Source organism: Asticcacaulis sp. DW145, assembly GCF_037101385.1.
GTDB classification, from domain to species: domain Bacteria; phylum Pseudomonadota; class Alphaproteobacteria; order Caulobacterales; family Caulobacteraceae; genus Asticcacaulis; species Asticcacaulis currens.
Genome location: NZ_AP029024.1, coordinates 1719214 through 1742403 on the forward strand (window position 1 = coordinate 1719214; position 23190 = coordinate 1742403).

The window sequence follows — 23190 nt, forward strand, 5'->3', positions numbered from 1 at the left end:
TCAGTATTCGTCGTCTTCCTCGTCGTGGACGGGCTTGGACGGGGCCGAGCCGAAGACGTCTTCGACCGTCAGGTCGGCCTTGCGGCTATAGGTGTCTTCTTCCTCATCGAACGGCACCACGACCGGGGCCGCCGGTTGCAGCGACGGATCGTCCAGCGGGATGCCCAGCTTTTCGGCCTGCTTGCGCTTCACTTCGGCGGCCTTTCTGACGGCGGCGTCCAGCTCGATCTGCGAGACGAGACCCAGCGTCACCGGGTCCACCGGCTTGAGGTTGGCGGCGTTCCAGTGGGTGCGGTTGCGCACCTGCTCGATGGTGGTCTTGGTGGTGCCGAGCAGCTTGGAAATCTGCGCGTCCGTGACTTCCGGGTGGTTCTTGACGAACCAGTAGATGGCGTCCGGGCGGTCCTGACGGCGCGACACGGGGGTGTAGCGCGGGGCCTTCTTTTGCGGCTTAAGCAGTTCGGCGTGGCGGCTCTTTTGCGCCTGCATACGGTAGGACGGGGTCTTTTCCGCCTTGTCCAGTTCTTCGCGGGTCAACTGACCATTGGCGATCGGGTCGGCCCCGCGGATGTCGCGCGCCACTTCGCCGTCGGCAATGCCTTTCACTTCGAGCAGGTGCAGGCCGCAGAAATCGGCGATCTGCTCGAACGAGAGGCTGGTATTATCGACCAGCCACACGGCGGTCGCTTTCGGCATCAGAATTTCGGCCATATTCAGTCTCACAAATAGCTACGCCCGGCCTTTGCGACCGGGCGTGAGGGGATTCTTGTCACCGCTATAGACCGATTTTTCATCGAAGGGAATAGGATTATCCGCGACAAAACGGGTAGCCGGATCACCACCTCAGCACCACCTTGCCCGTGTGCTGGCCGCTATCGAGATAGGCCTGCGCCGCTCCGGCGTCGGCGGCGTCGAACACTTTGGCAAGCACCGGGCGGATGGCCCCGCCTTCGATCAGCGGCCACACGCGTTCGGCCACCGCCGCGCTGAGGCGGGCCTTTTCGTCGGCGCTGCGCGGTCTGAGCATCGAGCCCGTCAGTATGCCCTGCTTCTGCATCAGACGCGGCAACTCGATTTGGGTGGTGTTGCCGCGGATCATGCCGACCTGCACGATGCGGCCCCGGAGTTTGAGGCACAGGATGTTTTTGGGCGTGTAGTCGCCCCCCATGATGTCGAGCACCACATCGGCCCCGCCAAGGTCTTTGACCGGGGTGACAAAATCACTGTCGCTGGTGTCGATCACGTGATCGGCCCCCAGCGCCTTCACCCACGCCGCCCGCTCCGCCCCGCGCACCGTGGCGATGACGGTGGCGCCAAACCCCTTGGCCATCATCACCGTCATCGAGCCGATACCGGAATTGGCCCCGTGGACCAGCACGGTCTCACCCGCCTGCAACGCCCCGTGCTCCATCAGATTGGCATAGACGGTCAGGCACACTTCGGGCAGGCCCGCCGCTTCGGCCTCGCTCAGACCGCGCGGCACCGGCAGGAGGTGGCGGGCATCGACGCTGACAAATTCGGCATAGCCGCCGCCATTGACCAGGCTGCACACGCGGTCGCCCGCTGTCCACAGGTTTTCGTCGCTGTTGACGGTTTCGACCGTCCCGGCGACCTCAAGGCCCATAATCGGCGACGCACCGGGCGGCGGCGGGTAGCTGCCCTGTCTTTGCAGGATGTCGGGGCGGTTCACGCCGGCGTGGCTGACCCGAATTAACACATGTCCCCGCCCCACTTCGGGACGCGGCACATCGCCCACATACAGATCGTCGGCGGAATGGCCGCCGTCGCGGATGAGAATAGCTTTCATGATCAACCGTGCCGCTTGCTTTCTTCGCCCCATGGGGGTTTTATAGGCTATGTAGAGACATTTGGGGCGGGCGCAACGGTTCGCGCGCTGGCTGCAAAGGTTTTCGCGCCTCGACATAACCCCCAGAGGAGACGCCGCATGTCGGACGAGGAAGCGTTACATTCCGCTTTTCGCTCAGGCACAGGGCCGGGCGGGCCGCTGAATGCCTTGATCCGTGAGGATCTGAGCGGTTATTCGGTGATCGACCTTAAAGAGCGCATCGGCGCGCTTGAGGCCGAAATCGTGCGTACCCGGACCATGCTCGACTCCAAGCAGTCCGGGCGCAGCGCGGCAGAAGCCCTGTTCTCCTTCAAGGGGAGTTAGGGCTTTGTTAGGGTTCGGCGTGGCAGGTGCGCGCCCCGTCTTATCGCTTCGGGTGGCACGCCCGTTGCAGGACAGGCGGTGACCCCAAGGGTGCGGTTTGCGTACTCTCGTATTGTGTGTTTTGAGATTTTCCGAAGGCCAGCCATGTCCGATACCGGTGCCGTAGTTTCCCTGTCCCAGCGTGCGGACCTCGTGCGTGATTTTGCCCGTTCGGACCTGTTTGACCGGACCTTCCGCGAAGGTATGGGTCTGGTGGAAGAAACCGCGGCCTATCTGGATGGCGATGGCCGTCGCGACTCGCGCATCCTCAGCCGCGAAGACGCTCTTCTGTATGCCGGTGAATCCATGCGCCTGACCACGCGCCTGATGCAGATTGCCTCGTGGCTGCTGGTGCAGCGCGCCGTGCGCGAAGGCGATATGGAAGCCAGCGACGCCTGCGACGAAAAATATCGCCTGTCGGCCGCCGCCCAGAGCGAATATGGCGATCAGCTCAAGGTGCTGCCGCAGGGGCTTTTGGAACTGCTGGACCGCTCCAACCGCCTGTACGACCGCATCTCGCACCTCGACCGCCGTATGTTCGTCGAAGCCGAAGCCGACAAGCCGCAGACCAATCCGGTGCTGGATCAGATGGCCCTGCTGCGCAACACGTTTGGCAATCTCTGATATCCTCCTCCGCTGTAGCGAAGCGGGCGGGATGGAAAAACTTGCCCCCGGCCCGCTTTTGGGGCAGGACGAGGCGATGACCTCGCAACTCTACCTCATCACGCCACCCAGCATTGCCGACCACGCCGCCTTTGCGCGCGCTGTGGACGACGCCCTGTCGGCTGGCCCGGTCCCGGCCCTGCAAATCCGCCTCAAAGACGTGTCTCTGGATGAAATCCGCGCGCTGACGCGGCTGATCACGCCGATCGCCCACCGGCACGGTACGGCGGTGCTGATGAACGACCATGTCGATCTGGCGAAGGAATTGCGTCTTGACGGCGTGCACGTGGGTCAGTCCGACACACCCTATAAGGAGGCGCGCAAGCGGCTGGGGGGCGAGGCCATGATCGGCGTCACCTGCCACAATAGCCGCCATCTGGCCATGGAAGCCGCCGAGGCCGGGGCCGACTACGTCGCCTTCGGGGCCTTCTATCCCACCGCCACCAAGACGGTCGAACACATGGCCGAACTGGACACCCTGACCATCTGGCAGGAGACGATGGAAGTCCCCTGCGTCGCCATCGGCGGCATCACCGCAGCAAATGCGGCCGAAGTCTCCGCCGCCGGAGCCGACTTTATCGCCGTATCCGGCGCCGTCTGGACCCATCCGGACGGCCCGGCGGCCGGCGTCAGGGCGCTGCTGGCGGCGATTTAGGGCCACACCGCCTCCAGTCATAGTACTGCCAGCCCAGCGCACCGGTGTAGAGCGTCAGGCACAGGGTGTCCCCCGGTTCGGTCTTGCGATAGGTCTGCGTTCCAATAGGCAACTTGCGGACCTGCGTTACAGGCCCCCAAGGCTCCACGCGCACAAACTTGGCCCCATAGCGTCCGGACGTCTTGCTGAGCACCTCCGTTTCAAAAGACTGCGGGGGCGCCGTCTCATAGGCGCCGTTGGCCAGGGTGAGGGCACTGAAGGCGTAGATCAGATTTACGGGCAGGATCAGCCAACTTATGACGCGACGATCCCCCATTTTTTGTACGATCAGCAAACCGAGCGCCGCGACCAGACCGCCCCCCAAGATCGCTGCCTCGTCGACGGGCTCAAACCGGAAATAAGCGACCAGTGCTGTCGTCACCACAGGCCAGACCGCTATATGCCAGACGGGCAAGGTCCGGCGGGGTTGGCCGAAAAACGACCACCGCCCACCCGACAGAGCTGGCAGCCCACATACCAGCACCGGAATAAGCACGGCAATCACCCGAACGGGCGGATACCCGCTGATCAGTGTCCAGAAAGCCACCATGCCGGAGAGGCCTGAGAGGACGCCAAGAAACGCTTTATGGTTATAAATCCGCGCTTCACGAACCTCGGTCGGACCAAAGCCAGGGTTGGTGAGCAGTGCCCTGTTCTTGAACGTCTCCTCCGTGGCCTCCAGATCGGGCAGCCCGTTCAGCCAGTCCGCAAGGGCGGTTTGCGCGCCGCCAAATAAGGACACCTTTATACGCCATAAGTCGCCGTCTAGGGTCCGGACCTCTATATGGGTTACGGATTTAGAGGTCTTGAGCCCCCAACCCAGCACCTCCTGCCGTCGCACTCTGTGAACCTTGAAGGCGGCTCGCCATTCGACCGCCTCAGCATCCAGTTTTAGATAGGCAAAGTAGCTGCTGATATAGGTAACCCCTGAGACCACCGCGCCGCTCAGGCTCATGCCGCATATGAGCAGGCGCAGCGAAAGGCGCTCGTCTGTGGAGACGATCAGCCCCAGCAGGAAGATCCCCACACAGAAAAGCAGCAGCAAGATGATCTCCTGCCGGTCGTATTTCGTGCGACGAAAGTTTTTTTCGACTGACATGCCCTACCCCTGAGTAAGGGGATACAAAGGGTCCCGCCCACAGTCAACCAGAGCGCAACGCGCGTCTTACTCCACCGCCGCCGCAGGTGACGGCCAGCCGACCGACATTTCGACGATGACCGGTTGCAGCGCCTGCATATTGGGGTTGGAAGACGCCACCTGCGTGTCGCCGACAATATCGCTGGTCATCTGACCGGTGTGGCCTTCCGGCGGGGCGAAGCGCAGGCTCAGCACGCAGTCGCCCGGCATCATGCCCAGCGTGCCGCCCTTGAAGTCCGCCGCATAGCCGCCGTAGTCCCAGTCAAAACCATAGAGATCGAACCCCTTGCCATTGGCCGCTTCGACCGCTTTGAGCGGGGAGCCGATGCGGATATTGCCGGGGCCGTACCACTGCACCGCGCCGCGACCGATGCGCACATCGGCCACCTGTGTCTTGGCCTCGTCCCAGAAGGTAACGACGACCTTGCGTGCCGGATCGTCGGGATAGAGGACGATGGCGCTTTCGGTCGTGCCTTCCGGACCCGGCACCGTTTCTTCGCGCGCTTTTCCGGCATAGGTCTGAAGCAGTTGTGCCGCCGTGGCGGATTTGCCGACAGGCCCTTCGCAGGACAGGGGTTGCGCGCCCTTTTCCGTCGCCGACTGAGAGGCGGTGGACGAAGCGTCACCAGAGGCCGCCGGCTTGTCCGGTTTGCCACAGGCCGTCAGGGTCAACAGGGCCATAAGGGCTAGTCCGGTCGGCTTAAGCATGTCACGCTCCTCTTTATCTCGATGTCCCTACCATGCGCTGCCCGTCATAAAAAGTCGATTCCCGGCACCGCGACGTGGCCCCCTTGCCTCGTTGGGGGTAAGCGTGTAGTAACGCGCGCACACTATTCTGGGCGTCCGCGCTCGCTCCTTGACAAGTCGAATCCATGAAAATCAACGCCAATACCATCAAACCGGGCATGATCCTCGAATATCAGAACGGTCTGTGGGCCGTCGTGAAGACCGAGCACGTGAAGCCCGGCAAGGGCGGCGCCTTTGCCCAGGTCGAAATGAAGAACCTCGTCACCGGCACCAAGCTGAACGAGCGCTTCCGTTCCGACGATACGGTTGAGCGCGCCGTGCTGGAGCAACGCGACCATTCGTACCTCTACGAAGATGGCGACATGCTGGTGTTCATGGATCAGGAAAACTACGAGCAGATCTCGCTGTCGAAGGACTGGGTGGGCGAAGATCAGGTTCGCTTCCTGCACGACGGCATGATCGTCGTCATCGAATCCCACGAAGGCAAGCCGATCGGCATGACCCTGCCCGACACGGTCGTGCTGGAAGTCATCGAAACCGAGCCGACCATCAAGGGTCAGACCGCTTCATCCTCCTATAAGCCCGCCAAGGCGTCGAACGGTATGCGCGTCATGATCCCGCCCTTCATGGGCACGGGCGAGCGTATCGTCGTTTCAACCGAAACCGGCGAATATATGCGCCGCGCCGATTGATCTCACGAAAAAGTCCCGGTGTAGGTGCCGGTACGTTTTTCGTGATTTGAGTATTGTCACTTCAGGGCCATTCCTCCGTTCTTCTGAGCGGTTCTTCGCCCTGAAGTGACTTTTTAGTTAGGGCGGCAATCTCACGTCCGCCAAACTTAAAGGAATAAGCCGTGGTAATCCAATCCGCCCTCATTCAGGCCATGGTCGCCGCCATCCGCAAGGCGTGCAAGGGCGTGTCCCGCGACTTCGGCGAAATCACCGAGCTTCAGGTGTCGCGCAAAGGCCCCGGCGACTTCGTGACCGCTGCCGACAAGCGCGTCGAAGCCGCCCTGTTCGAGGAACTGACCCGCCTGCGCCCCGGCTATGGCTTTTTGGGGGAAGAACAGGGTCTGCGCGAAGGCACGGACAAGACGCACCGCTGGATCGTCGATCCCATCGACGGCACCACCAACTTCATGCACGGTATCCCGGTGTTCGCCTGTACCGTGGCACTGGAGCGCGATGGCGAGATCGTCGCGGGCGTGACCTATAACCCGATCACCAACGACCTGTACTGGGCCGAAAAGGGCAAGGGTGCCTATCACAATGACCGCCGCCTGCGCGTCTCGGCCCGCAAGGTGATGGAAGACAGCCTGATCGCCACCGGCCTGCCGTTTGTGGGCAAGACCGGCCACGCCCAGGCCCTGAAGGAACTGCATCAGATCATGCAGCGCACGGCGGGCATCCGTCGTCTGGGGGCCTGCTCGCTCGACCTCGCCATGGTGGCGTCGGGTCAGGTGGACGGCTACTGGGAACGCGGTCTGAAGCCGTGGGATATGGCTGCCGGCACCCTGCTGATCACCGAAGCGGGGGGCAAGGTCGGCTCGCTGGACGGCGATCAGTCGCCGCTGATCACCGGCGAAATGCTGGCCGCCAATCTCGACCTTTATCCGCAATTGCTGGAAAAGCTGCAACTGGCGAAGTAAGCCATTGCCTCGAAGACAAAAAGCCACGCAGAGCGATCTCTGCGCGGCTTTTTGTTGTGAGCCAAACCCTTGTCAGGCGTCGATCAGGGCGGCGGCCTCGGCAGTCTGGCGGACGGGGGTAATGCCCCGGAACACGATGGCGATCAGCTTGTCCGCCTCTTCGGCGTTCATGGAATGGAACCGCCCGGCCAGAAAGCGGAACATCAGCGGCCCGTAGATCAGGTCCAGCCCCATCTGCATGTCGATATCGCTACGCAGATCGCCCCGCTCGACCCCTCGCCGCCAGATGGTCGCCACGGCTTCGCGGCGCTGGTTGAGGAAACTTTCCAGCAGGGCCTGATTGAAGGTCTCATCCCCCTGCCCTTCGGCGATCAACTGCGCCAGGGTGCGCCCGGCGGCCGAGGAATAGAAGGCCATGGCGTCGCGCATCGCCATCAGGAAGTCGTGCTCCGACGACCCGGTGTCCGGGACAACGATCTCATCGCTCATACGTGCCATGAAGGCATCGAAGGCAATATGCAGCTTGTTCGGCCACCACTTATAGAGGGTCGCCTTCGACACCCCCGCCTTGCGCGCAATGGCTTCGGCGGTAATGTCGCGCAGATTGCCCGCTTCGAGCAGGTCCAGCGTCGCCTGAAGGATCTGCTCACGCGCGCTTTCCGAACGGGGGCGGCCGCGCGGGCGCTTGGCAGGAGGCGATACAGGGTCGATAGTCATTTACGCGGCCTCAGATTGATACAAGCTCAGATTACGCCAGGCCGACAGTTCGGCCTGAAGGGCGGTCAGGCGGCGCAGCGCCCGTTCATAAGCACGCGCCCCCAGCACCAGATGACCGGGCGCTTCGGGGAGGTCCATGGCGCGAAGCACGGCCTGCGCACGCCCGGCCATGACCATCTCGTCCAGCTCTTCCTGCCACAGGCGCGCAGGCCCAAGCCGGGTGTCATAGTCCGCGATCACCTGACGCGCGATGATGCGGGCTTCGGGGCCGCCCAGCATACCGGGGTCCACGGTCGTCACCTGAATCCCCAGCGGTTTCAGTTCCTGCGTCAGCGACTCGGACAGGCCGATCACCGCGCCGCGCACCGCGTGGGTCAGGCCAAAGCCTGCCGCCTGTTCCGGATAGTCGGAGGCCAGGGTCACCACATGGCCACGGCGGCGTTCGCGCATGTGCGGCAGCACTTCGCGCATCACATTGAGCACACCGAACAGATTGGTTTCAAACAGGCGGCGCACTTCGAGGTCGCTCGCCTCCTCCACCGCGCCGATCAGGCTGGCGCAGGCATTGTTGACCAGAATATCAATGTGGCCAAAGCAACGGATGGCCGTATCGACCGCCACACGCACTTCGTGGGCGTCATCAGAGTCCATGGCCAGCGCCACCAGCGCATGGGCATAGTCTTCAAACCCGGTGGCAAAGGTTTCCGGGCGGCGGCCCGTGGCCACCACAAAATCGCCGCGTTCGAGCGCAGCACGCACCAGTTCGCGCCCAAGGCCATGCCAGGCCCCGGCTATAAACCACACCCGCTGGCTTCCAAACGCGTCGGAAGCCCCATCGGGCTCTAACAAATCATCTGACACAGTACGCTATCCCAAAAAGGGCCGGTACAGGGAGGACGGCCAAACTCATCCGGATGGGGGGAGGTTCCGGGTTGCCGCTATGTAAAACTATACGTTCAGTATATCAATGATATGAAGACGTGAATACGTATTCAGTCCGTTAAATACGTGAGTTTAAACAGGAAAATTTTTCCCGTATGAGTGGCTTTTTATCCCCGATCACGCGATTTGCGGCCTTATGATACCTTTTTCGCACAACCGTAACAATTGTTGATGCCAGCCGCTGTCTTACGCGCGAGGCGCCTCAGGCCCCGAATTGCAATTCAGCTAAACGGGCATACAATCCGCCCTGCGCCACCAGCTCATCATGCGTTCCCTGCTCGACCACGCGGCCTTCGTCCATCACCACGATGCGGTCTGCCTTGAGCACCGTGGCCAGCCGGTGGGCGATAACCAGCGTCGTGCGTTCGCTCATCGCCTCGTTCAGCGCATCCTGCACCAGCCGCTCGTTTTCGGCATCGAGTGCCGAGGTCGCCTCATCGAGCAGCAGCACCGGGGCCTGACGCACCAGCGCCCGCGCAATCGACAGGCGTTGCTTCTGCCCGCCGGACAGCGACTTGGCGCGCTCCCCCAGAGGCGTGTCGAAGCCCTGCGGCAGGGCCTCGATAAAGGCCTGCGCCTGCGCCTTCATCGCCGCCGTCTGTATCTCTTCGGGCGTCGCGTCCTCGCGGCCGAAGCGGATATTCTCGGCGGGCGAGGTCGAGAACAGGGCGGCGTCCTGCGCCACCAGCGACAGGCAGCGGCGGACCGCCTTGGGGTCGGCTTTGGCGATATCGACGCCATCGAGCGCAATCGTCCCGGTCGTGGGCTCGTAATAGCGCAGCAGCAACTTGAACACGGTCGATTTCCCCGCCCCCGACGGACCGACCAGAGCCACCGTCTCACCGGGCTGCACGCTCAGCGAAAAGCCGCTCAGGACCGGCTGTTCCGGGCGTGCCGGATAAGCAAAATCGACCTGATCAAACACCACCGCTCCGCGCGCTGGTTCCGGCAGAGGCAGCGGGTTGGCGGGCGCAACGATGGTCGGCTGCGCCGTGAGCAGCTCGTCGATGCGCGTCATGGCCCCGGCGGCCTTTTGCACATCGCCCCAGGTTTCCGACAAAGAGCCGACCGATCCGGCCACCAGCACCGACAGCATGACAAACTGAATCAGCGTCCCTTCCGACATCTCTCCGGCCAGAACGGCGCGCGAGCCCAGCCACAGCACAAAGGCAATGCCGCCAAAGACCAGTGAAATGACCAGCGCCGTCATCAGGGCCCGCGCCCCCATGCGTTTCAGCGACTGGCGAAACGCCGTTTCCACACCGTCGCCAAAGCGGCCGCGTGCATAGTCTTCGCGCACAAAGGCCTGCACGGTTTCCAGCGCGTCCAGCGTCTCACCCGCCGTGCCGACGGCGGCAGCAAAGCTGTCCTGCGTCTGGCGCGTCAACTGCCCCACCCGCTTGCCAAAGGTGAACAGCGGCACCAGCACCACCGGGAAGATACACAGTACGAACAGGGTCAGTTTGGGGCTGACGAACATCAGCAGGATCAGGCCGCCGACAAACGAAATACCATTGCGCAGCGCCATGGAGATCGAGGTCGAAACCAGGGTATCGACGATCTGAAGATCGGTGGTCAGGCGTGAAATGACCTCGCCCGTGCGGATTTTCAGGAAGAAACCGGGATCGAGGCCCAGAATGTGGTTGAACACATCCTTGCGCAGATTGGCCACCACCCGCTCGCCCAGCTTGGTGATGTAGAAGTAGCGCAAGGCAGTCGCCAGAGCCAGCACCAGCGCCACTCCGGCCATCACCCCGAACCACAGGTTCAGTTGCGACCCATCCTGAGAGCCAAAGCCGTTGTCGATCAGGTAGCGCGAGGCGACCGTCAGCGACAGGGTGGCACCGGAGGACAACAGCAGAAAGAAGATGGCTAAGACCGCATCGAGCTTCAGCCGTGCAATATAGGGCCAAAGCCGCAGTAAGGGCTTGAGGTTGCGCGTCTTTTCACGCCCGGCCGCGGCGGAGGTGATCTGCCCTACCAGTTCAGCCCCCGATCCGGGGCGGTCATTGAGGGCGTCGGCGTCGCTGTGCGGGGGTGTCTGTGCGGTCATAAACCCGCCTTTAATGCGTTATGGCTTGCGCCGCAACGCCGCTTACGCTATGAGCCGCGCTTCGCTGTAACAGCTTCACCCTTTCTTCGCGTCCGCATCCCTGCTGGCCGGACGTTTTTAAGGACTTAATAGAGATGAAAAAAGACGGTCACCCCGACTATCACTGGATCACGGTTACCCTGACCGACGGTTCGTCCTATCAGACCCGCTCGACCTACGGCAAGGAAGGCGCTGTCCTGAACCTCGACATCGACCCCCGCACACACCCGGCGTGGACCGGTGGTCAGAACACCCTGCTCGACCGCGCCGGCCGCGTGTCGCGCTTCAACAACAAGTTCGGCGGTTTCCTTAAGAAGTAAGCCTCGAAACTTCGTTGAAAGTTTCAAAACCGGCTCAGGCAACTGGGCCGGTTTTTCGTTGCCCCTCTCCCTGCAAAGCGGGAGAGCCAAGTGAAGTCGATGACAGGCACATTCAACCCGGGTTAAAAACCACAGATTTCACAGATTTCACAGATCAAGAGCGTCTAACGGCGGCTTTATCTGGATTAATTCGGGGCGCGAAGCGCCCATCTGTGCAATCTGTGTCATCTGTGGATACCTTCTCTTCCTGCACACTGGGAGACGGATGCTTACGGCACCACGGTCACGAACAGATAGGTGGCGAAGATCACCAGATGCGTCACGCCCTGCAACACGGTGGTGCGCCCGGTGCCGAGCGAAAAGATCGACACCACGAACGACAGCAGCAGCAGGACCATCGACTTGGTATCGAGCCCCAGCGACAGCGGCCAGCCCATGACGACGCTTAAGACCGCTACCGCCGGTATGGTCAGGCCGATGGTCGCCAGCGCCGAGCCCAAAGCGAGGTTGAGGCTGGTCTGAAGACGGTTGCGGCGCGCCGCCTTGATGGCCGACAGGCTTTCGGGGGCCAGCACAAGGGCGGCGATCAGCACCCCCACCACCGCCAGCGGCAGGCCGGCGCCCACCACCGCCTTTTCGATATGCGGCGATAGGCTCTTGGCCAGCAGCACCACCCCGGCCAGCGCCACGATCAGCACGCCAAAGGCGATCAGGGTCTCTTTGAGCGTCGGCGGCTCGGCATGGACGTCGGGTTTCAGGTCGCCCTCGCCCGACGGCAGGAAGTAGTCGCGATGGCGCAAAGTCTGCACCAGCACAAAGGCACCATAGAGGATCAGCGACACCACGGCGACGAAGATCAGTTGCGACGGCGAAAAGAACGGCCCCGGCACAGAGGAGGTGAAGTTCGGCAGGACCAGCGACAGGGAGGCCATGGCCGCCAGCACGCACAGGGCGGAGCTGACGCCTTTGAGCACAAAGCGCTGCTCGTGATGGCGCACGCCGCCGACCAACAGACAGATGCCGACAATACCGTTCATGATGATCATGATCGCCGCAAACACCGTGTCGCGGGCCAGAGTCGCCGTATCGCCTGACCCCGACAGCATCAGCGACACGATCAGCGACACCTCGATAATCGTCACGGCAATGGCCAGAACCAGCGTGCCGAACGGCTCCCCTACACGGTGCGCCACGACTTCGGCATGGTGCACGGCGGCCAGAACGCAGCCCATCATGATGACCGCCGCCCCGATCACGCCCGCCAGCCCCAGATAGGACAGGTGCGCCAGATAGGCCCCCATCCCCAGAAACGGTACGACCAGCGTCCATAAGGGCAGAACCGCGTGTGCGGGGGTATGCAGCATGGCACTCTCTGCCGACGAAGGGGTAGGCGTATCCTTATGGCTTTCGGGGGGCGTTTCTGGCATTCGGTCGCGTAGCTCCTGTGTGGCGAAGGGATGGCCCGGACGGATCGACAGGCCTCGTTTCAGACATAGGGTGCCCGGTCACCGTTTCAAACCCGGACGGAAGCGATTTGTGCGGTTTATCCCGGTTCCCAGCCCGGCGGGGCCATTTCAAATCCGGCAAAATCGAAGCCCGGCGCGACCGTGCATCCGACCAGAGTCCAGTCCCCAAGGCTCTCTGCGCTTTGCCAGCCGCCGACCGGCACCACACCCTGCGGCCTTTGCCCGCTCAGCACATCCGGCCCCAACACCACCTCCCATCCCCGCCCCTCGTGATGCAGGCGGAGCTTCAGCGGCGCACCGGCATAGTAGTGCCAGACCTCGACGGCATCTATGCGATGCCAGTGCGAACGCTCCCCCACCTGAAGCAGGTAATAGATGCACGACGACGCCCCGCGCCCGCCTGAAGGGTTATCGCGGAAGGTTTCGACATAGTGCCCGCCTTCCGGGTGCGCCTGCATCCGCAATTCGGCGATGATAGCCTGAGCGTCGGTCATGGCGCTTCTCCTTTGCAGCCCTCAGCTTAACCTTAATTTTGCGGCGCATCAGGCATAAAACGATTCAGGCATAAAACGATAATGACACGCCGCCGCATATCCTGTAATGCGCGCGCTCATCGTACTGTCACCTTTTGCTGATACGCCGTCAGGTGTAACCCGAGGTAATCCTTCCTGAAATGATCATTCAGACCGCCACGACCGAAACCATCGAAGAAAACGGCTGGGCCACGGCCAAAACCCTGGCCGAAGCCCTGCCCTTTATCCAGATCTACGACCGCGAAATCGTCGTGGTGAAGTACGGCGGTCACGCCATGGGTCAGGAAGAAACGGCGCGCATCTTCGCCTCGGACATCGTGCTGCTGAAACTGCTGGGCATCCATCCGATCGTGGTGCACGGCGGCGGGCCGCAGATTTCAGCCATGCTGGGTCGGGCAGGCGTCAAATCGACCTTTATCGACGGCCTGCGCGTCACCGACGAAGCGACCATGGAAATCGCCGAAATGGTGCTGTCGGGCGCGGTGAACAAGGAAATCGCCTCGTGGATCACGCGCGCCGGTCAGGAAGCCGATGTGCGCGGCGTCGGCCTGTCGGGCAAGGACGCCAGCCTGATCACCGTCGAAAAGGCGACGCGCCTGAAAAAAGACCCGGATTCGATGATCGAACAGGTGGTCGATCTGGGTTTTGTGGGTGAGCCCAAGCGCGTGGACGACAAGCTGCTGCGCACCCTGATCGGCGATCTGGAGCACGACTATGTGCCGGTCATCGCCCCCATCGGCGTGGCCGAAGACGGCGCGACCTACAACATCAATGCCGACACCGTAGCCGGGGCCGTGGCGGGCAAGATGAACGCCAAGCGCATGTTGCTGCTGACCGATATTGCCGGCGTGCTGGACGGTGAAAAGCGCCTGATCCGTCAGATGACGGTGTCGGAAGCCAAGGACCTGATCGAAACCGGCGTTGCCGTCGGCGGCATGATCCCGAAGCTCGAAACCGCCATTGCCGCCATCGACGCCGGCGTGGAGGCCGTGGTCATCCTCGATGGCCGCCGCCCGCACGCCATGCTGGTCGAGCTGTTTACCGAGCACGGCGCGGGCACGCTGATCACGCGGGATGCGTAACCCCTCCTCCCTGTTGCGACGCAATGGGGAGGTGGATGCGAGCGTGCGAGCAGACGGAGGGGGATGACTCCGTCTTTATCCCCCGCGCTGGCGACTCAGCAGAGCTGTCATAGAGGCCCATTCCGTCCCTTCGTCTGAGTCGCCCCCTCCGTCACGTCTTCGGCGCGCCACCTCCCCATGCCTGCGGCACAGGGAGGAGAAGGGGCTTGAAACGGCGAACGAAAACGCCGAAACAGGCGGCATGAGCCCGCATGTTCAAAACCTCCCGCACGTTTCCACCTGGCTGTTCGATCTCGACAACACCCTCTATCCGCCCGAAGCTGAGGTCATGGCACTGGTCGAAGGCCGCATGACCGATTTCGTCATGCGCCAGACGGGCCTGCCGCGCGAAGAGGCGAAAACGCTCCAGAAAAAATACCTCTATGAGCACGGGACGACGCTCGCCGGGCTAATGGCCTATCACGACATCGACCCCTATGCCTTTATGAATGAGGTGCATGATGTGTCGCTGGACGGCCTTGTCCCCGACGCGACCCTGAATGCCGCCATCACCGCCCTGCCCGGCCGCAAGCTGGTCTTCACCAATGGCGACGAACAGCACGCCTATCGCATCCTTGACAAGCTGGAGATGACCCCTCTGTTCGAGGACGTGTTTCATCTGGGCCATGCGGACCTGATCCCCAAGCCCAATCTGGCCACCTTTCACCGCATGATGCAAAAGCACGCGGTGACCGGACCTGAAACCGCCTTCTTCGAAGACAGCCCGAAGAACCTCAAGCCCGCGCACGAACTGGGCATGACCACCATTCTCGTCGGCCCGCACGCCGAAGCCAATGCCGATGCGTTCGTGCATATCCGGGCGGCGTCTCTGAAAGCCTTCCTTGCAGAATGAACGATGTTCAATATTTCGATTGACGGGCTGATGCTCTTGAACTACGTTCAATGAACGCCGTTCACAGGCGTGTCACGGAGATCATGGTCATGTTCAAACCGATTGCCCTTATCCTGTTCGCGTCTGCCCTTGCCCTGCCCGCTGCCGCGCAGGACAGCCTTGAAAACACCTCCAAGGCCGCGGCCCATTCCGTCGAAGCCACCGCCCAGTTGTCCGGTGCCGGCGTGATGGTGGTGGCCGGCAGCGCCGCCCTGCCCTTCGTCGCCGTGGGGGCCTCGGCCGAAAGCACCGGTGCGGCGATCCGCGATTCCGGCGAGGCCGTCTGGGACGAAGCCAACAAGCCCCTGAAGGTCAGCCCCGAAACCGTGGTGGCGCAGGACGCGCCGAAGGTTCCAAACGAGGCCGAAAAACTCCAGAAGAAGGCGCAGTAAGGTGTGGCGGGCGGCGCTGCTAGCCGTATCCCTGCTCCTGCCTACCGGCGCGTGGGCGGGCAACGAATCCGGCGACAGCGCCGCCAACGCCAAACCGCATTTCAGCCCGCCGGAAGCCGCCGCCTTCGCCAAACAGATCGAGCAGGATCTGGCGGCCAAAGGCGCGCGGGTGGCCATCGTCTTTCGCACCAGCCGTCCGCATGACAAGCTGCCGCCCGGCATCGCCTATACGCATGGGGCCTTCTGGGTCCACAGCGACATCACCACCGCCGACGGACGCCACCTTCAGGGCTATGCGGTCTATAATCTCTATCACGGCGACGGAAAGACCCTGCCGGTCAGCCAATCCTATCTGAAGCAGGACTTTCCGCTCAATTTCGCCGGCGTCTCAGCCGAAGACGATGTCGGAGTGATCCTGCCAACGCCGGTAATGCAGCGGCGGCTGCGGGCGCTGATCGGCACGCCCGCCTATGCGCACCTGCACATCAGCGACTATTCGCTGGTGTCCAATCCGCTGGAGGCGAAGTACCAGAACTGCGTCGAATTTGTGCTGGATGTTGTCGCGGCGGCGGCGTGGGAGACCGACTCCTACCCGCAGATCAAGGCCAATCTGACGCGCTGGTTTGAACCGACCACGGTCAAGGCCGGTTTCCTGCAACGCACGCTGGGGCCGATGGCCGATGCGCGCCTGCGCACGGACGACCACCCCGGCGCGATCCGTACCGCCACCTATGAGAGCCTGTCGGCGTTTATGCTCAAACATAAGTTGGCCACAGAGGCGTATGTGATCCGGCGCACGCCCTGACCGCGCCTAAGCGTGAGCGAAAAGAAACCTTGATCCGAAGGATCATAGGTCTTAAGGCCCTGTCATTCCTTCTTAGACAGACCTTATGAGAGCCGCCATGTCCGACCTCGCCGCCTTCCACGACGATATCGAAGCCGCCTGGGAAATCCGCGACACCCTGTCGCCGTCCACCACCGGTCCGGTGCGCGATGCGGTGGAAAAGGCGCTGGGCCTGATCGACAATGGCCGCTTCCGCGTCGCCGAAAAGATCGACGGCGAATGGGTCACGCATCAGTGGCTGAAAAAAGCCGTGCTGCTCTCTTTCCGCCTAAATGGCAACCACCTGATGCACACGGGGCGTGGCCTGTTTGAACAGGCACCTATCGGTCCTTTCTGGGACAAGGTGCCCAACAAGTTCGCCACCTGGAAGGCCGAAGACTATCAGGACGCCGGTTTCCGCTCGGTGCCAGGCGCTATCGTCCGCCACGGTGCCTTTGTGGGTAAGAATGTCGTGCTGATGCCGTCGTTTGTGAACATCGGCGCCTATGTCGGCGAATGCACCATGGTCGATACCTGGGCCACGGTCGGCTCCTGCGCCCAGATCGGCAAGCACGTGCACCTGTCGGGCGGCGTCGGTATCGGCGGCGTGCTTGAGCCGCTTCAGGCCAACCCGACCATTATCGAAGACAATTGCTTCATCGGGGCGCGCTCCGAAGTGGTCGAAGGCGTCATCGTGCGCGAAGGCTCGGTGCTGGGCATGGGCGTCTATCTGGGTCAATCGACGCGCATCGTCGATCGCGCCACCGGCGAAGTCTTTTACGGCGAAGTCCCGCCCTATTCGGTGGTGGTGGCGGGCTCCATGCCCTCGGCCAATGACAAAAACCCGAACGCCCCGCACCTCTATTGCGCCGTCATCGTCAAGCGCGTCGATGCCCAGACGCGCTCAAAGACCGGCATTAACGAACTGCTGCGGGATTAGGTATGTACGGCCGGGGGGTGAGGGTATTTTGCCTGACGTTGCTAGCTGTGAGCAGCAGCGCACAGGCCGGTGAGACGGTTCAGGTGCCTGTGCCGTCCGCCGTAACCCATCCTCTGCCCGAGTTTATCGCCTACGATCAAAATAAGGACGGCGTCCTGACCTTGAGCGAATACGCAAAAGGACGCTGGCCTCTGACGCTCAGACATTTCGACCGCGATCATGATGGACGTGTCGCTTCGCTCGAATGGGTGGACGGCACCTGCTACGACGACGTCTCCAAAGACCCCGAAACGATCCGCAGGTTCCGTAATCAGTGTATCGAGGAGATGAAAGCGGAGTTTGCCCCATCTGGATTCTGGGATTCTGGCGACGACTTTCCCGATATCCGCTTTCAATTCCGGGTTTGGGACTGCAACCGCGATGGCCGCGTCAGTGCGCAGGAACACGCCCTCGCCAGTCAGAGCGTATGTCCAAAACCTAACCGAGATTAGAGCGAGACGATTTTAGGTGGAAACGGCTTATCGCTTTGGCGCCTCCCCTGAAACGAAGTTCGGTGAAGCCAAATCAGGGGAGGTGCTTGAATGACGATTCCATTAAAAGTCATACCGATCTAAATCAGCCATTGTCGTTCGCGGCGGCCGCCACCCCGTCCAGATAACGCTTGGTCTGATCCAGCGCATTGTCAGCCAGTACCGCGCGGCGGCGTTTCAGATCGACCGCGCCAGCATCATAATCCGCCATCAGGGCGCGGACGAAATCGCCCGACTGCACGTCCTTCAGCACCGCATCCATAGCCGCTTTTGAGGCATCGCCGATAATGCGCGGGCCGGTCAGATAGGCCCCGTATTCGGCGGTGTTGGAAATCTTCTCAAAACCGCCGGACATGCCGCGCTCCCACAGCAAATCGACCACCAGCTTCAGCTCGTAGCAGGTTTCAAACCACGCCACCTCGCGCGGATAGCCCGCCGCCACCAGAGTCTCAAACGCAGTGGTGACCAGTTCGCGCGTACCGCCACACAGGACCACCTGCTCACCGAACAGGTCGCTTTCGCATTCGGCCTTCATGGTGGTCTCTAAAATGCCCTTACGCCCGCAACCGAGCGCCGCCGCAAACGACAGGCCGATGGCCTTGGCCTCACCGGTGGCGTCCTGCTGCACGGCAAACAGGCAGAAGACCCCCTCGCCCGCCTCATAGATGTCGCGGATGCGCGGCCCGATCCCCTTGGGCGAGACCAGGAGCACATCGACATCGGCCGGCGGCTTCACCAGCCCGAAATTGACCGACAGCCCATGCGCAAAGATCAGCGCCTGACCGGCCCGCAGGTTCGGCCCCACCTGATCGCGGAACAGGGCCTGATGCGCTTCGTCCGAGGTCAGGACGACGATCGCTTCCGCCCATTGCACGCCTTCTTCGACCGTCACCACCTCAAACCCATCGGCGGCGGCCTTGTCGCGGGTGGCCGATCCGGGTTTCAGCGCCACACGGATGTCCGATACGCCAGAATCGCGGGCATTCAGCGCCTGCGTGCGGCCTTGCGAACCATAGCCGATGACCAAAAGGCGCTTACCGCGGATCACAGCCAGGTCGCAGTCGCGATCATAATAGACGGGCAGAGTCATGACGGGCTATACTCCGGAATGAGAATCGTCCCCTCCCTATAGAGCAGCGTCCCATGTCCCGACACCCTGAATATCAGTATCTCGATCTGGTGCGCGACATCATGGCCAATGGCGTGACGCGCATGGACCGCACGGGCACGGGGACCAGAGGCGTGTTCGGCCGTCAGATCCGTTTCGATCTGTCGCAGGGCTTTCCGCTGCTGACCACCAAGAAGGTGCACTTCAAGTCGGTGGCGGTCGAGCTTTTGTGGTTTCTGCGCGGCGATACCAATATCAAGTACCTCAAGGATCACGGCGTCAGCATCTGGGACGAATGGGCCGACGAAAACGGCGACCTAGGCCCCGTCTATGGCAAGCAGTGGCGCTCATGGGCGGCACCGGACGGACGGGTGATTGATCAGATGCGCCAACTGATCGAAAACCTGAAAACCAATCCCCATTCACGTCGTCACGTCATTTCGGCGTGGAACCCCTCAGAGGTCGAGGACATGGCCCTGCCGCCGTGCCACTGCCTGTTCCAGTTCTTCGTGGCGGACGGCAAGCTGTCGTGTCAGCTTTATCAGCGCTCGGCCGATGTGTTTCTGGGCGTGCCGTTCAATATCGCCTCCTACGCGCTGCTTACGCACATGGTGGCGCAAGCCGTGGGTCTTGAGGTTGGTGACTTCGTGCACAGCTTCGGCGACGTGCACCTCTATCTGAACCATTTTGAGCAAGCGCACACCCAGTTGTCGCGCGATCCGCTGCCCTTCCCGACGCTGAAACTGGCTCCCAAGACCGACCTGTTCGGCTTCGACTATGCCGATATCGAACTGATCGGTTACCAATCGCACGGGGCGTTGAAGGCGCCAGTGGCGGTGTAATCTCCTCCCCTGCGTAGCGGGGGAGGTGGCGCGGCGCTTGCGTAGCAAGGTCCGCGACGGAAAGGGCATAGCCCTTTCGTTTTCCCCCCTCCGTCTCGACGCGCTTCGCTTGCTCGACACCTCCCCCGCTCGCAGGGGAGGAGGAAAAACAGAATGCCCAAGCCCAAACTCGCCCTTATCGTCGCCATGAGCGAAAACCGCGTCATCGGGCGCGACAACGCCCTGCCCTGGCATCTGAAATCCGACCTGAAGATTTTCAAGGCCATCACCCAGTTCAAACCCATCATCATGGGCTCGAACACCTGGGACTCGCTGCCGCGCAAGCCGCTTCCGGGGCGGTTGAACCTCGTCTGCTCGCGTGATCTGAAGTTCGAGGCCGAGGGCGGCATCGTCTGCAATTCACTATTTGAAGCGCTTGATATTGCCCGCGAACAAGCCGCTGACGACGGAGCCGATGAGGTGGTGGTGATCGGCGGGGCCAATATTTACGAACAGACCCTGCCGAAGGCCGACCGTCTCTACGTGACCGAGGTACACACGACGCTGGAGGGCGACGCACACTTTCCGCAGATCGACCCGGCACACTGGAGCGAGGTGAAGTCGGAATTCTGCCCGAAGGCTGAGGGCGACGATTATGACTTCACACTCAAGGTCTATGAGCGGAAACGCATCTAATTATACCTCCCCAGTTTACTGGGGAGGGGGACCGCACGAGCGAACCTAGAGCGTTATTCGCTCAAGTGGATACCGGTTGAGCGTGAAAAAACGCGACAAAACAGGAATTTAGAGCGACATTTCGATTCAGAATGAACGAAATGCGCTCTTGTGAGTGAGATGCGGTGGTGGGGGCTTTAGAAACGCCCCCCTCCGTCACGCCTTCGGCGTGCCACCTCCCCCAGTAAACTGGGGGAGTAGACAGCGTTAGACAAGCGAGGCCAGTGCCGAGCGGTCGAACGCCTTGACGTCCTCAAGTTGCCCGGCGCGGACCTTGTTGAGCCACTGCGGATCGGCCAGCAGCGCGCGGCCCACAGCCACCAGATCGAAGTCCCCGCGCTCCAGGCGGCGCAGCAGTTCGTCAATCCCCTGAGGATTGGCCTGCGCCCCGCCGAAGAAGTTGATGAAGTCTTCGGCCAGACCGACGCTGCCCACCGTGATCACCGGGGCCCCGGTCAGCTTCTTGACCCAGCCGGCGAAGTTGAGGTCCGAGCCTTCAAATTCCGGCTCCCAGAAGCGGCGTTGCGAGGCGTGGATGATATCCACCCCGGCATCGAGCAACGGGCGCACCCAGTCTTCCAGCTCCTGCGGCGTGTGGGTGACCTTGGCGTCATAGACCCCGCCTTTGAACTGCGAAATGCGGATAATCAGCGGGTAGTCGGCCCCGACCTCGGCGCGCACGGCCTTGATGATTTCGGCGGCAAATTTAGTGCGCGCGCCGATCGTATCGCCGCCCCACTGATCGCCGCGCTTATTGGTGCGGTCCCAGAAAAATTCGTCGATCAGATAGCCGTGCGCGCCGTGCAGTTCCACCGCATCGAAACCCAGCTTCTTGGCGTCACCGGCGGCGCGCGCAAAGGCGGCAATGGTGTCGGCCACGTCGGCATCGCTCATCGGTTCCCACTTTTGCGAGCCGTCGAGCGCAATACCCGACGGGCTCTGCTTCGGCTGAGGATCATAGTCGCTGCTGCGCGACGCCGCCGCACCGGTGTGCCAGATTTGCGGCGCGATCAGCCCGCCCTTGGCGTGGACCGCTTCGACCACCTTGCCCCAGGCCGGAAGGGCGTCACCGAAGAAGTTGGGGATACCGGCCTCATTCTTGGAAGCCGGACGCTCGATCACCGTGCCCTCGGTCAGAAGCAGCCCGACCCCGCCCTCGGCGCGCCGCTGATAATAGGCGGCGACATCCGCGGTCGGGATACCGCCCGGCGAAAACTCCCGCGTCATGGGGGCCATGACCACGCGGTTTTTCAGCTTCAGCGACTTCAGGTCAAAGGGGGAGAAAAGAGTGTCGAGCGACATATGGGGGCTCCGCTTAAAAAAGTAACCGCACCGGATATGGTTACGTCTTCAACCGGCGCAAGCACCGACCGTCTGAAAATAAACGTTTGCACGCCGCAAACTCTGGGTTAGCGTTACGTCAAATATGTCAACCTTATGGCGGGGGCAGGCCATGACAGGAACCGACGCATCCGTGGCGCAGCCGGTGAGCGCTTCCGGCCAACGGCTGGCGACCATCGACATACTGCGCGGTCTGATCATCGTGATCATGGTGCTCGACCATGTGCGCGACTACACCCACATCAGCGGCTTCAAGATCAACCCGCTCGATTTTCAGCAGACCAATACCATCCTGTATCTGACGCGCTGGGTGACGCACCTGTGTGCCCCGACCTTTATCTTTCTGGCCGGCGTGTCGGCGTGGCTGCAAAATGTGCGTGGCAAGAGCGGCGCGGCTCTGTCGGGCTTTCTGCTGACGCGGGGCCTATGGCTGATCGTCCTTGAAGTCACGGTGGTCGGCTTCGGCTGGTCCTTCGCCCTGCCCATGCCGCTGTTTCTGGCCATATTGTGGGCGATTGGCTGGTCGATGATCGCGCTTTCGGCTCTGGTCTGGCTGCCGCGTCGGGCCGTCCTCGCCATCGGGATAGCCATAATCGGGCTGCATGATCTGGCGGACGGCATCAATGCCGATCCGTTGGGTCTGTTCGGCGGGCTGTGGCATTTCCTGTTTCAGGTCAACATCTTCAAATTCGCCGGTTTCGACATCCTGCTGCTCTATCCGGTGCTGCCGTGGATAGGCGTCATTGCCTTAGGCTATGGCATGGGAGATGTCTTTCTTAAGCCCGACCGCAATCGCATTCTGACCCTGTGCGGGCTTGGGCTGTTCATTGGCTTTGTCCTGCTGCGGCTCAGCAATCTGTACGGCGACCCGCGCCCCTGGGCCGTGCAGGCTTTGCCCGCGCACACCCTGATGGACTTTTTCAATGTGGCGAAATACCCACCGTCGCTACTCTACACAGCCGCGACTCTGGGGATCGTCTTCCTGCTGACGCCCGGTCTGGATCGTCTGCCGGGAAAGGTCGCCTCCATTCTGCGCACTTTCGGCTCGGTGCCGATGATGGCCTATCTGGGCCACCTTTACATCATGCACCTTGTGTCTATGGCCGCTCACATGATCGCGGGTCAAAGCCTGGCGACGCAGTTCAACCCGCTGGCCATCGCCTTTTTCAACCCGGCCGCCGCCCCCGACGACAGCTTTTTGCCCCTGTGGGTGACCTATCTGTGCTGGGTAATCACACTGTGCCTGCTCTATCCGTTGTGCCACTACTGGTCAGCGATGAAGCAGCGCCGCAAGGACTGGTGGCTGTCCTACCTCTGA

The 23190-nt window shown here is 61.9% G+C and carries 26 protein-coding genes; 15 read left to right on the top strand and 11 right to left on the bottom strand.

All coding sequences use genetic code 11. The features are described 5' to 3' along the window. Together AACH73_RS07895 and AACH73_RS07900 are read right to left on the bottom strand one after the other, a co-directional pair. A complete protein-coding gene (locus AACH73_RS07895) occupies nucleotides 1-711 on the bottom strand; it encodes a cell cycle transcriptional regulator TrcR (RefSeq protein ID WP_272741343.1) in 711 nt (236 codons plus the stop codon). Between the two features lie 124 nt (nucleotides 712-835). Beyond that, nucleotides 836-1807, bottom strand: coding sequence for an NAD(P)H-quinone oxidoreductase (locus AACH73_RS07900; protein ID WP_338734511.1), 972 nt, complete (start codon nucleotides 1805-1807; stop codon nucleotides 836-838). Nucleotides 1808-1945: 138 nt separating this feature from the next. On the opposite strand from AACH73_RS07900, the gene AACH73_RS07905 reads away from it, so the two are divergent. The 3 genes from AACH73_RS07905 to thiE all read left to right on the top strand — a co-directional run bounded on the left by AACH73_RS07905 (nucleotide 1946) and on the right by thiE (nucleotide 3527). Continuing rightward, the gene (locus tag AACH73_RS07905; protein WP_272741345.1) at nucleotides 1946-2170 is read left to right on the top strand and encodes a DUF1192 domain-containing protein; all 225 of its coding nucleotides are present in this window, start codon (nucleotides 1946-1948) and stop codon (nucleotides 2168-2170) included. 144 nt (nucleotides 2171-2314) lie between these two features. Then, nucleotides 2315-2833, top strand: coding sequence for a DUF1465 family protein (locus AACH73_RS07910; RefSeq protein WP_272741346.1), 519 nt, complete (start codon nucleotides 2315-2317; stop codon nucleotides 2831-2833). 76 nt (nucleotides 2834-2909) lie between these two features. After that, nucleotides 2910-3527, top strand: coding sequence for a thiamine phosphate synthase (gene thiE / locus AACH73_RS07915; RefSeq protein WP_272741515.1), 618 nt, complete (start codon nucleotides 2910-2912; stop codon nucleotides 3525-3527). Here thiE and AACH73_RS07920 read toward each other — a convergent pair. Further along, on the bottom strand, nucleotides 3502-4665 hold the full coding sequence (locus AACH73_RS07920; RefSeq protein ID WP_272741347.1) for a hypothetical protein: 1164 nt from the start codon (nucleotides 4663-4665) through the stop codon (nucleotides 3502-3504). The two genes, thiE and AACH73_RS07920, sit on opposite strands and share 26 nt — an antisense overlap. Nucleotides 4666-4731: 66 nt before the next feature. Continuing rightward, the gene (locus AACH73_RS07925; RefSeq protein WP_272741348.1) at nucleotides 4732-5412 is read right to left on the bottom strand and encodes a hypothetical protein; all 681 of its coding nucleotides are present in this window, start codon (nucleotides 5410-5412) and stop codon (nucleotides 4732-4734) included. A 164-nt stretch (nucleotides 5413-5576) separates the two neighbouring features. On the opposite strand from AACH73_RS07925, the gene efp reads away from it, so the two are divergent. Together efp and AACH73_RS07935 are read left to right on the top strand one after the other, a co-directional pair. Next, nucleotides 5577-6143 carry an elongation factor P gene (efp, locus tag AACH73_RS07930; protein WP_272741349.1) on the top strand — a complete coding sequence of 189 codons (567 nt, stop codon included), beginning with the start codon at nucleotides 5577-5579 and terminating at the stop codon, nucleotides 6141-6143. A 161-nt stretch (nucleotides 6144-6304) separates the two neighbouring features. Further along, nucleotides 6305-7099: an inositol monophosphatase family protein gene (locus AACH73_RS07935; protein ID WP_272741350.1), complete on the top strand. Its 795-nt coding sequence runs from the start codon at nucleotides 6305-6307 to the stop codon at nucleotides 7097-7099. Between the two features lie 72 nt (nucleotides 7100-7171). Here AACH73_RS07935 and AACH73_RS07940 read toward each other — a convergent pair whose 3' ends face one another. The 3 genes from AACH73_RS07940 to AACH73_RS07950 form a co-directional block, all read right to left on the bottom strand. Beyond that, on the bottom strand, nucleotides 7172-7816 hold the full coding sequence (locus AACH73_RS07940; protein ID WP_272741351.1) for a TetR/AcrR family transcriptional regulator: 645 nt from the start codon (nucleotides 7814-7816) through the stop codon (nucleotides 7172-7174). Further along, complete coding sequence (locus tag AACH73_RS07945; RefSeq protein ID WP_338734512.1) at nucleotides 7817-8677, bottom strand: SDR family NAD(P)-dependent oxidoreductase; 861 nt, start codon at nucleotides 8675-8677, stop codon at nucleotides 7817-7819. A 283-nt stretch (nucleotides 8678-8960) separates the two neighbouring features. Then, nucleotides 8961-10811: an ABC transporter transmembrane domain-containing protein gene (locus tag AACH73_RS07950; protein WP_272741353.1), complete on the bottom strand. Its 1851-nt coding sequence runs from the start codon at nucleotides 10809-10811 to the stop codon at nucleotides 8961-8963. A 134-nt stretch (nucleotides 10812-10945) separates the two neighbouring features. Here AACH73_RS07950 and rpmE point away from each other — a divergent pair, with 134 nt between their 5' ends. Further along, the gene (gene rpmE, locus AACH73_RS07955; RefSeq protein WP_013479216.1) at nucleotides 10946-11170 is read left to right on the top strand and encodes a 50S ribosomal protein L31; all 225 of its coding nucleotides are present in this window, start codon (nucleotides 10946-10948) and stop codon (nucleotides 11168-11170) included. Nucleotides 11171-11439: 269 nt separating this feature from the next. On the opposite strand, the gene AACH73_RS07960 is transcribed toward rpmE, so the two are convergent. After that, nucleotides 11440-12597 carry an ionic transporter y4hA gene (locus AACH73_RS07960; RefSeq protein ID WP_338734513.1) on the bottom strand — a complete coding sequence of 386 codons (1158 nt, stop codon included), beginning with the start codon at nucleotides 12595-12597 and terminating at the stop codon, nucleotides 11440-11442. A 116-nt stretch (nucleotides 12598-12713) separates the two neighbouring features. Beyond that, nucleotides 12714-13130, bottom strand: coding sequence for a cupin domain-containing protein (locus AACH73_RS07965; RefSeq protein WP_338734514.1), 417 nt, complete (start codon nucleotides 13128-13130; stop codon nucleotides 12714-12716). A 179-nt stretch (nucleotides 13131-13309) separates the two neighbouring features. Between AACH73_RS07965 and argB the strand changes: the two genes are divergently transcribed. The 6 genes from argB (at nucleotide 13310) to AACH73_RS07995 (ending at nucleotide 17828) form a co-directional block, all read left to right on the top strand. Next, nucleotides 13310-14251, top strand: coding sequence for an acetylglutamate kinase (gene argB, locus AACH73_RS07970; protein ID WP_272741356.1), 942 nt, complete (start codon nucleotides 13310-13312; stop codon nucleotides 14249-14251). A 241-nt stretch (nucleotides 14252-14492) separates the two neighbouring features. Next, entirely contained in the window at nucleotides 14493-15143 is a 651-nt protein-coding gene (locus AACH73_RS07975; RefSeq protein WP_338734515.1) for a pyrimidine 5'-nucleotidase, read from the top strand. Between the two features lie 89 nt (nucleotides 15144-15232). Continuing rightward, nucleotides 15233-15574 (top strand): hypothetical protein, encoded by a 342-nt coding sequence (locus AACH73_RS07980; protein ID WP_272741358.1) that lies wholly within the window; start codon nucleotides 15233-15235, stop codon nucleotides 15572-15574. A 1-nt stretch (nucleotide 15575) separates the two neighbouring features. Continuing rightward, nucleotides 15576-16379, top strand: coding sequence for a DUF2145 domain-containing protein (locus AACH73_RS07985; protein ID WP_272741359.1), 804 nt, complete (start codon nucleotides 15576-15578; stop codon nucleotides 16377-16379). Nucleotides 16380-16476: 97 nt separating this feature from the next. After that, nucleotides 16477-17337, top strand: coding sequence for a 2,3,4,5-tetrahydropyridine-2,6-dicarboxylate N-succinyltransferase (gene dapD, locus AACH73_RS07990; protein ID WP_338734516.1), 861 nt, complete (start codon nucleotides 16477-16479; stop codon nucleotides 17335-17337). Between the two features lie 47 nt (nucleotides 17338-17384). Continuing rightward, entirely contained in the window at nucleotides 17385-17828 is a 444-nt protein-coding gene (locus tag AACH73_RS07995; protein ID WP_272741361.1) for a hypothetical protein, read from the top strand. A 124-nt stretch (nucleotides 17829-17952) separates the two neighbouring features. On the opposite strand, the gene ilvC is transcribed toward AACH73_RS07995, so the two are convergent. Beyond that, nucleotides 17953-18957, bottom strand: coding sequence for a ketol-acid reductoisomerase (ilvC, locus tag AACH73_RS08000; RefSeq protein WP_272741362.1), 1005 nt, complete (start codon nucleotides 18955-18957; stop codon nucleotides 17953-17955). Nucleotides 18958-19010: 53 nt separating this feature from the next. Between ilvC and AACH73_RS08005 the strand changes: the two genes are divergently transcribed. Together AACH73_RS08005 and AACH73_RS08010 are read left to right on the top strand one after the other, a co-directional pair. Continuing rightward, nucleotides 19011-19817: a thymidylate synthase gene (locus tag AACH73_RS08005; RefSeq protein ID WP_272741363.1), complete on the top strand. Its 807-nt coding sequence runs from the start codon at nucleotides 19011-19013 to the stop codon at nucleotides 19815-19817. A gap of 153 nt (nucleotides 19818-19970) precedes the next feature. Then, the gene (locus AACH73_RS08010; protein ID WP_338734517.1) at nucleotides 19971-20492 is read left to right on the top strand and encodes a dihydrofolate reductase; all 522 of its coding nucleotides are present in this window, start codon (nucleotides 19971-19973) and stop codon (nucleotides 20490-20492) included. Between the two features lie 246 nt (nucleotides 20493-20738). On the opposite strand, the gene AACH73_RS08015 is transcribed toward AACH73_RS08010, so the two are convergent. Next, on the bottom strand, nucleotides 20739-21833 hold the full coding sequence (locus AACH73_RS08015) for an NADH:flavin oxidoreductase (RefSeq protein WP_272741365.1): 1095 nt from the start codon (nucleotides 21831-21833) through the stop codon (nucleotides 20739-20741). 151 nt (nucleotides 21834-21984) lie between these two features. Between AACH73_RS08015 and AACH73_RS08020 the strand changes: the two genes are divergently transcribed. Continuing rightward, complete coding sequence (locus AACH73_RS08020) at nucleotides 21985-23190, top strand: heparan-alpha-glucosaminide N-acetyltransferase domain-containing protein (protein WP_272741366.1); 1206 nt, start codon at nucleotides 21985-21987, stop codon at nucleotides 23188-23190.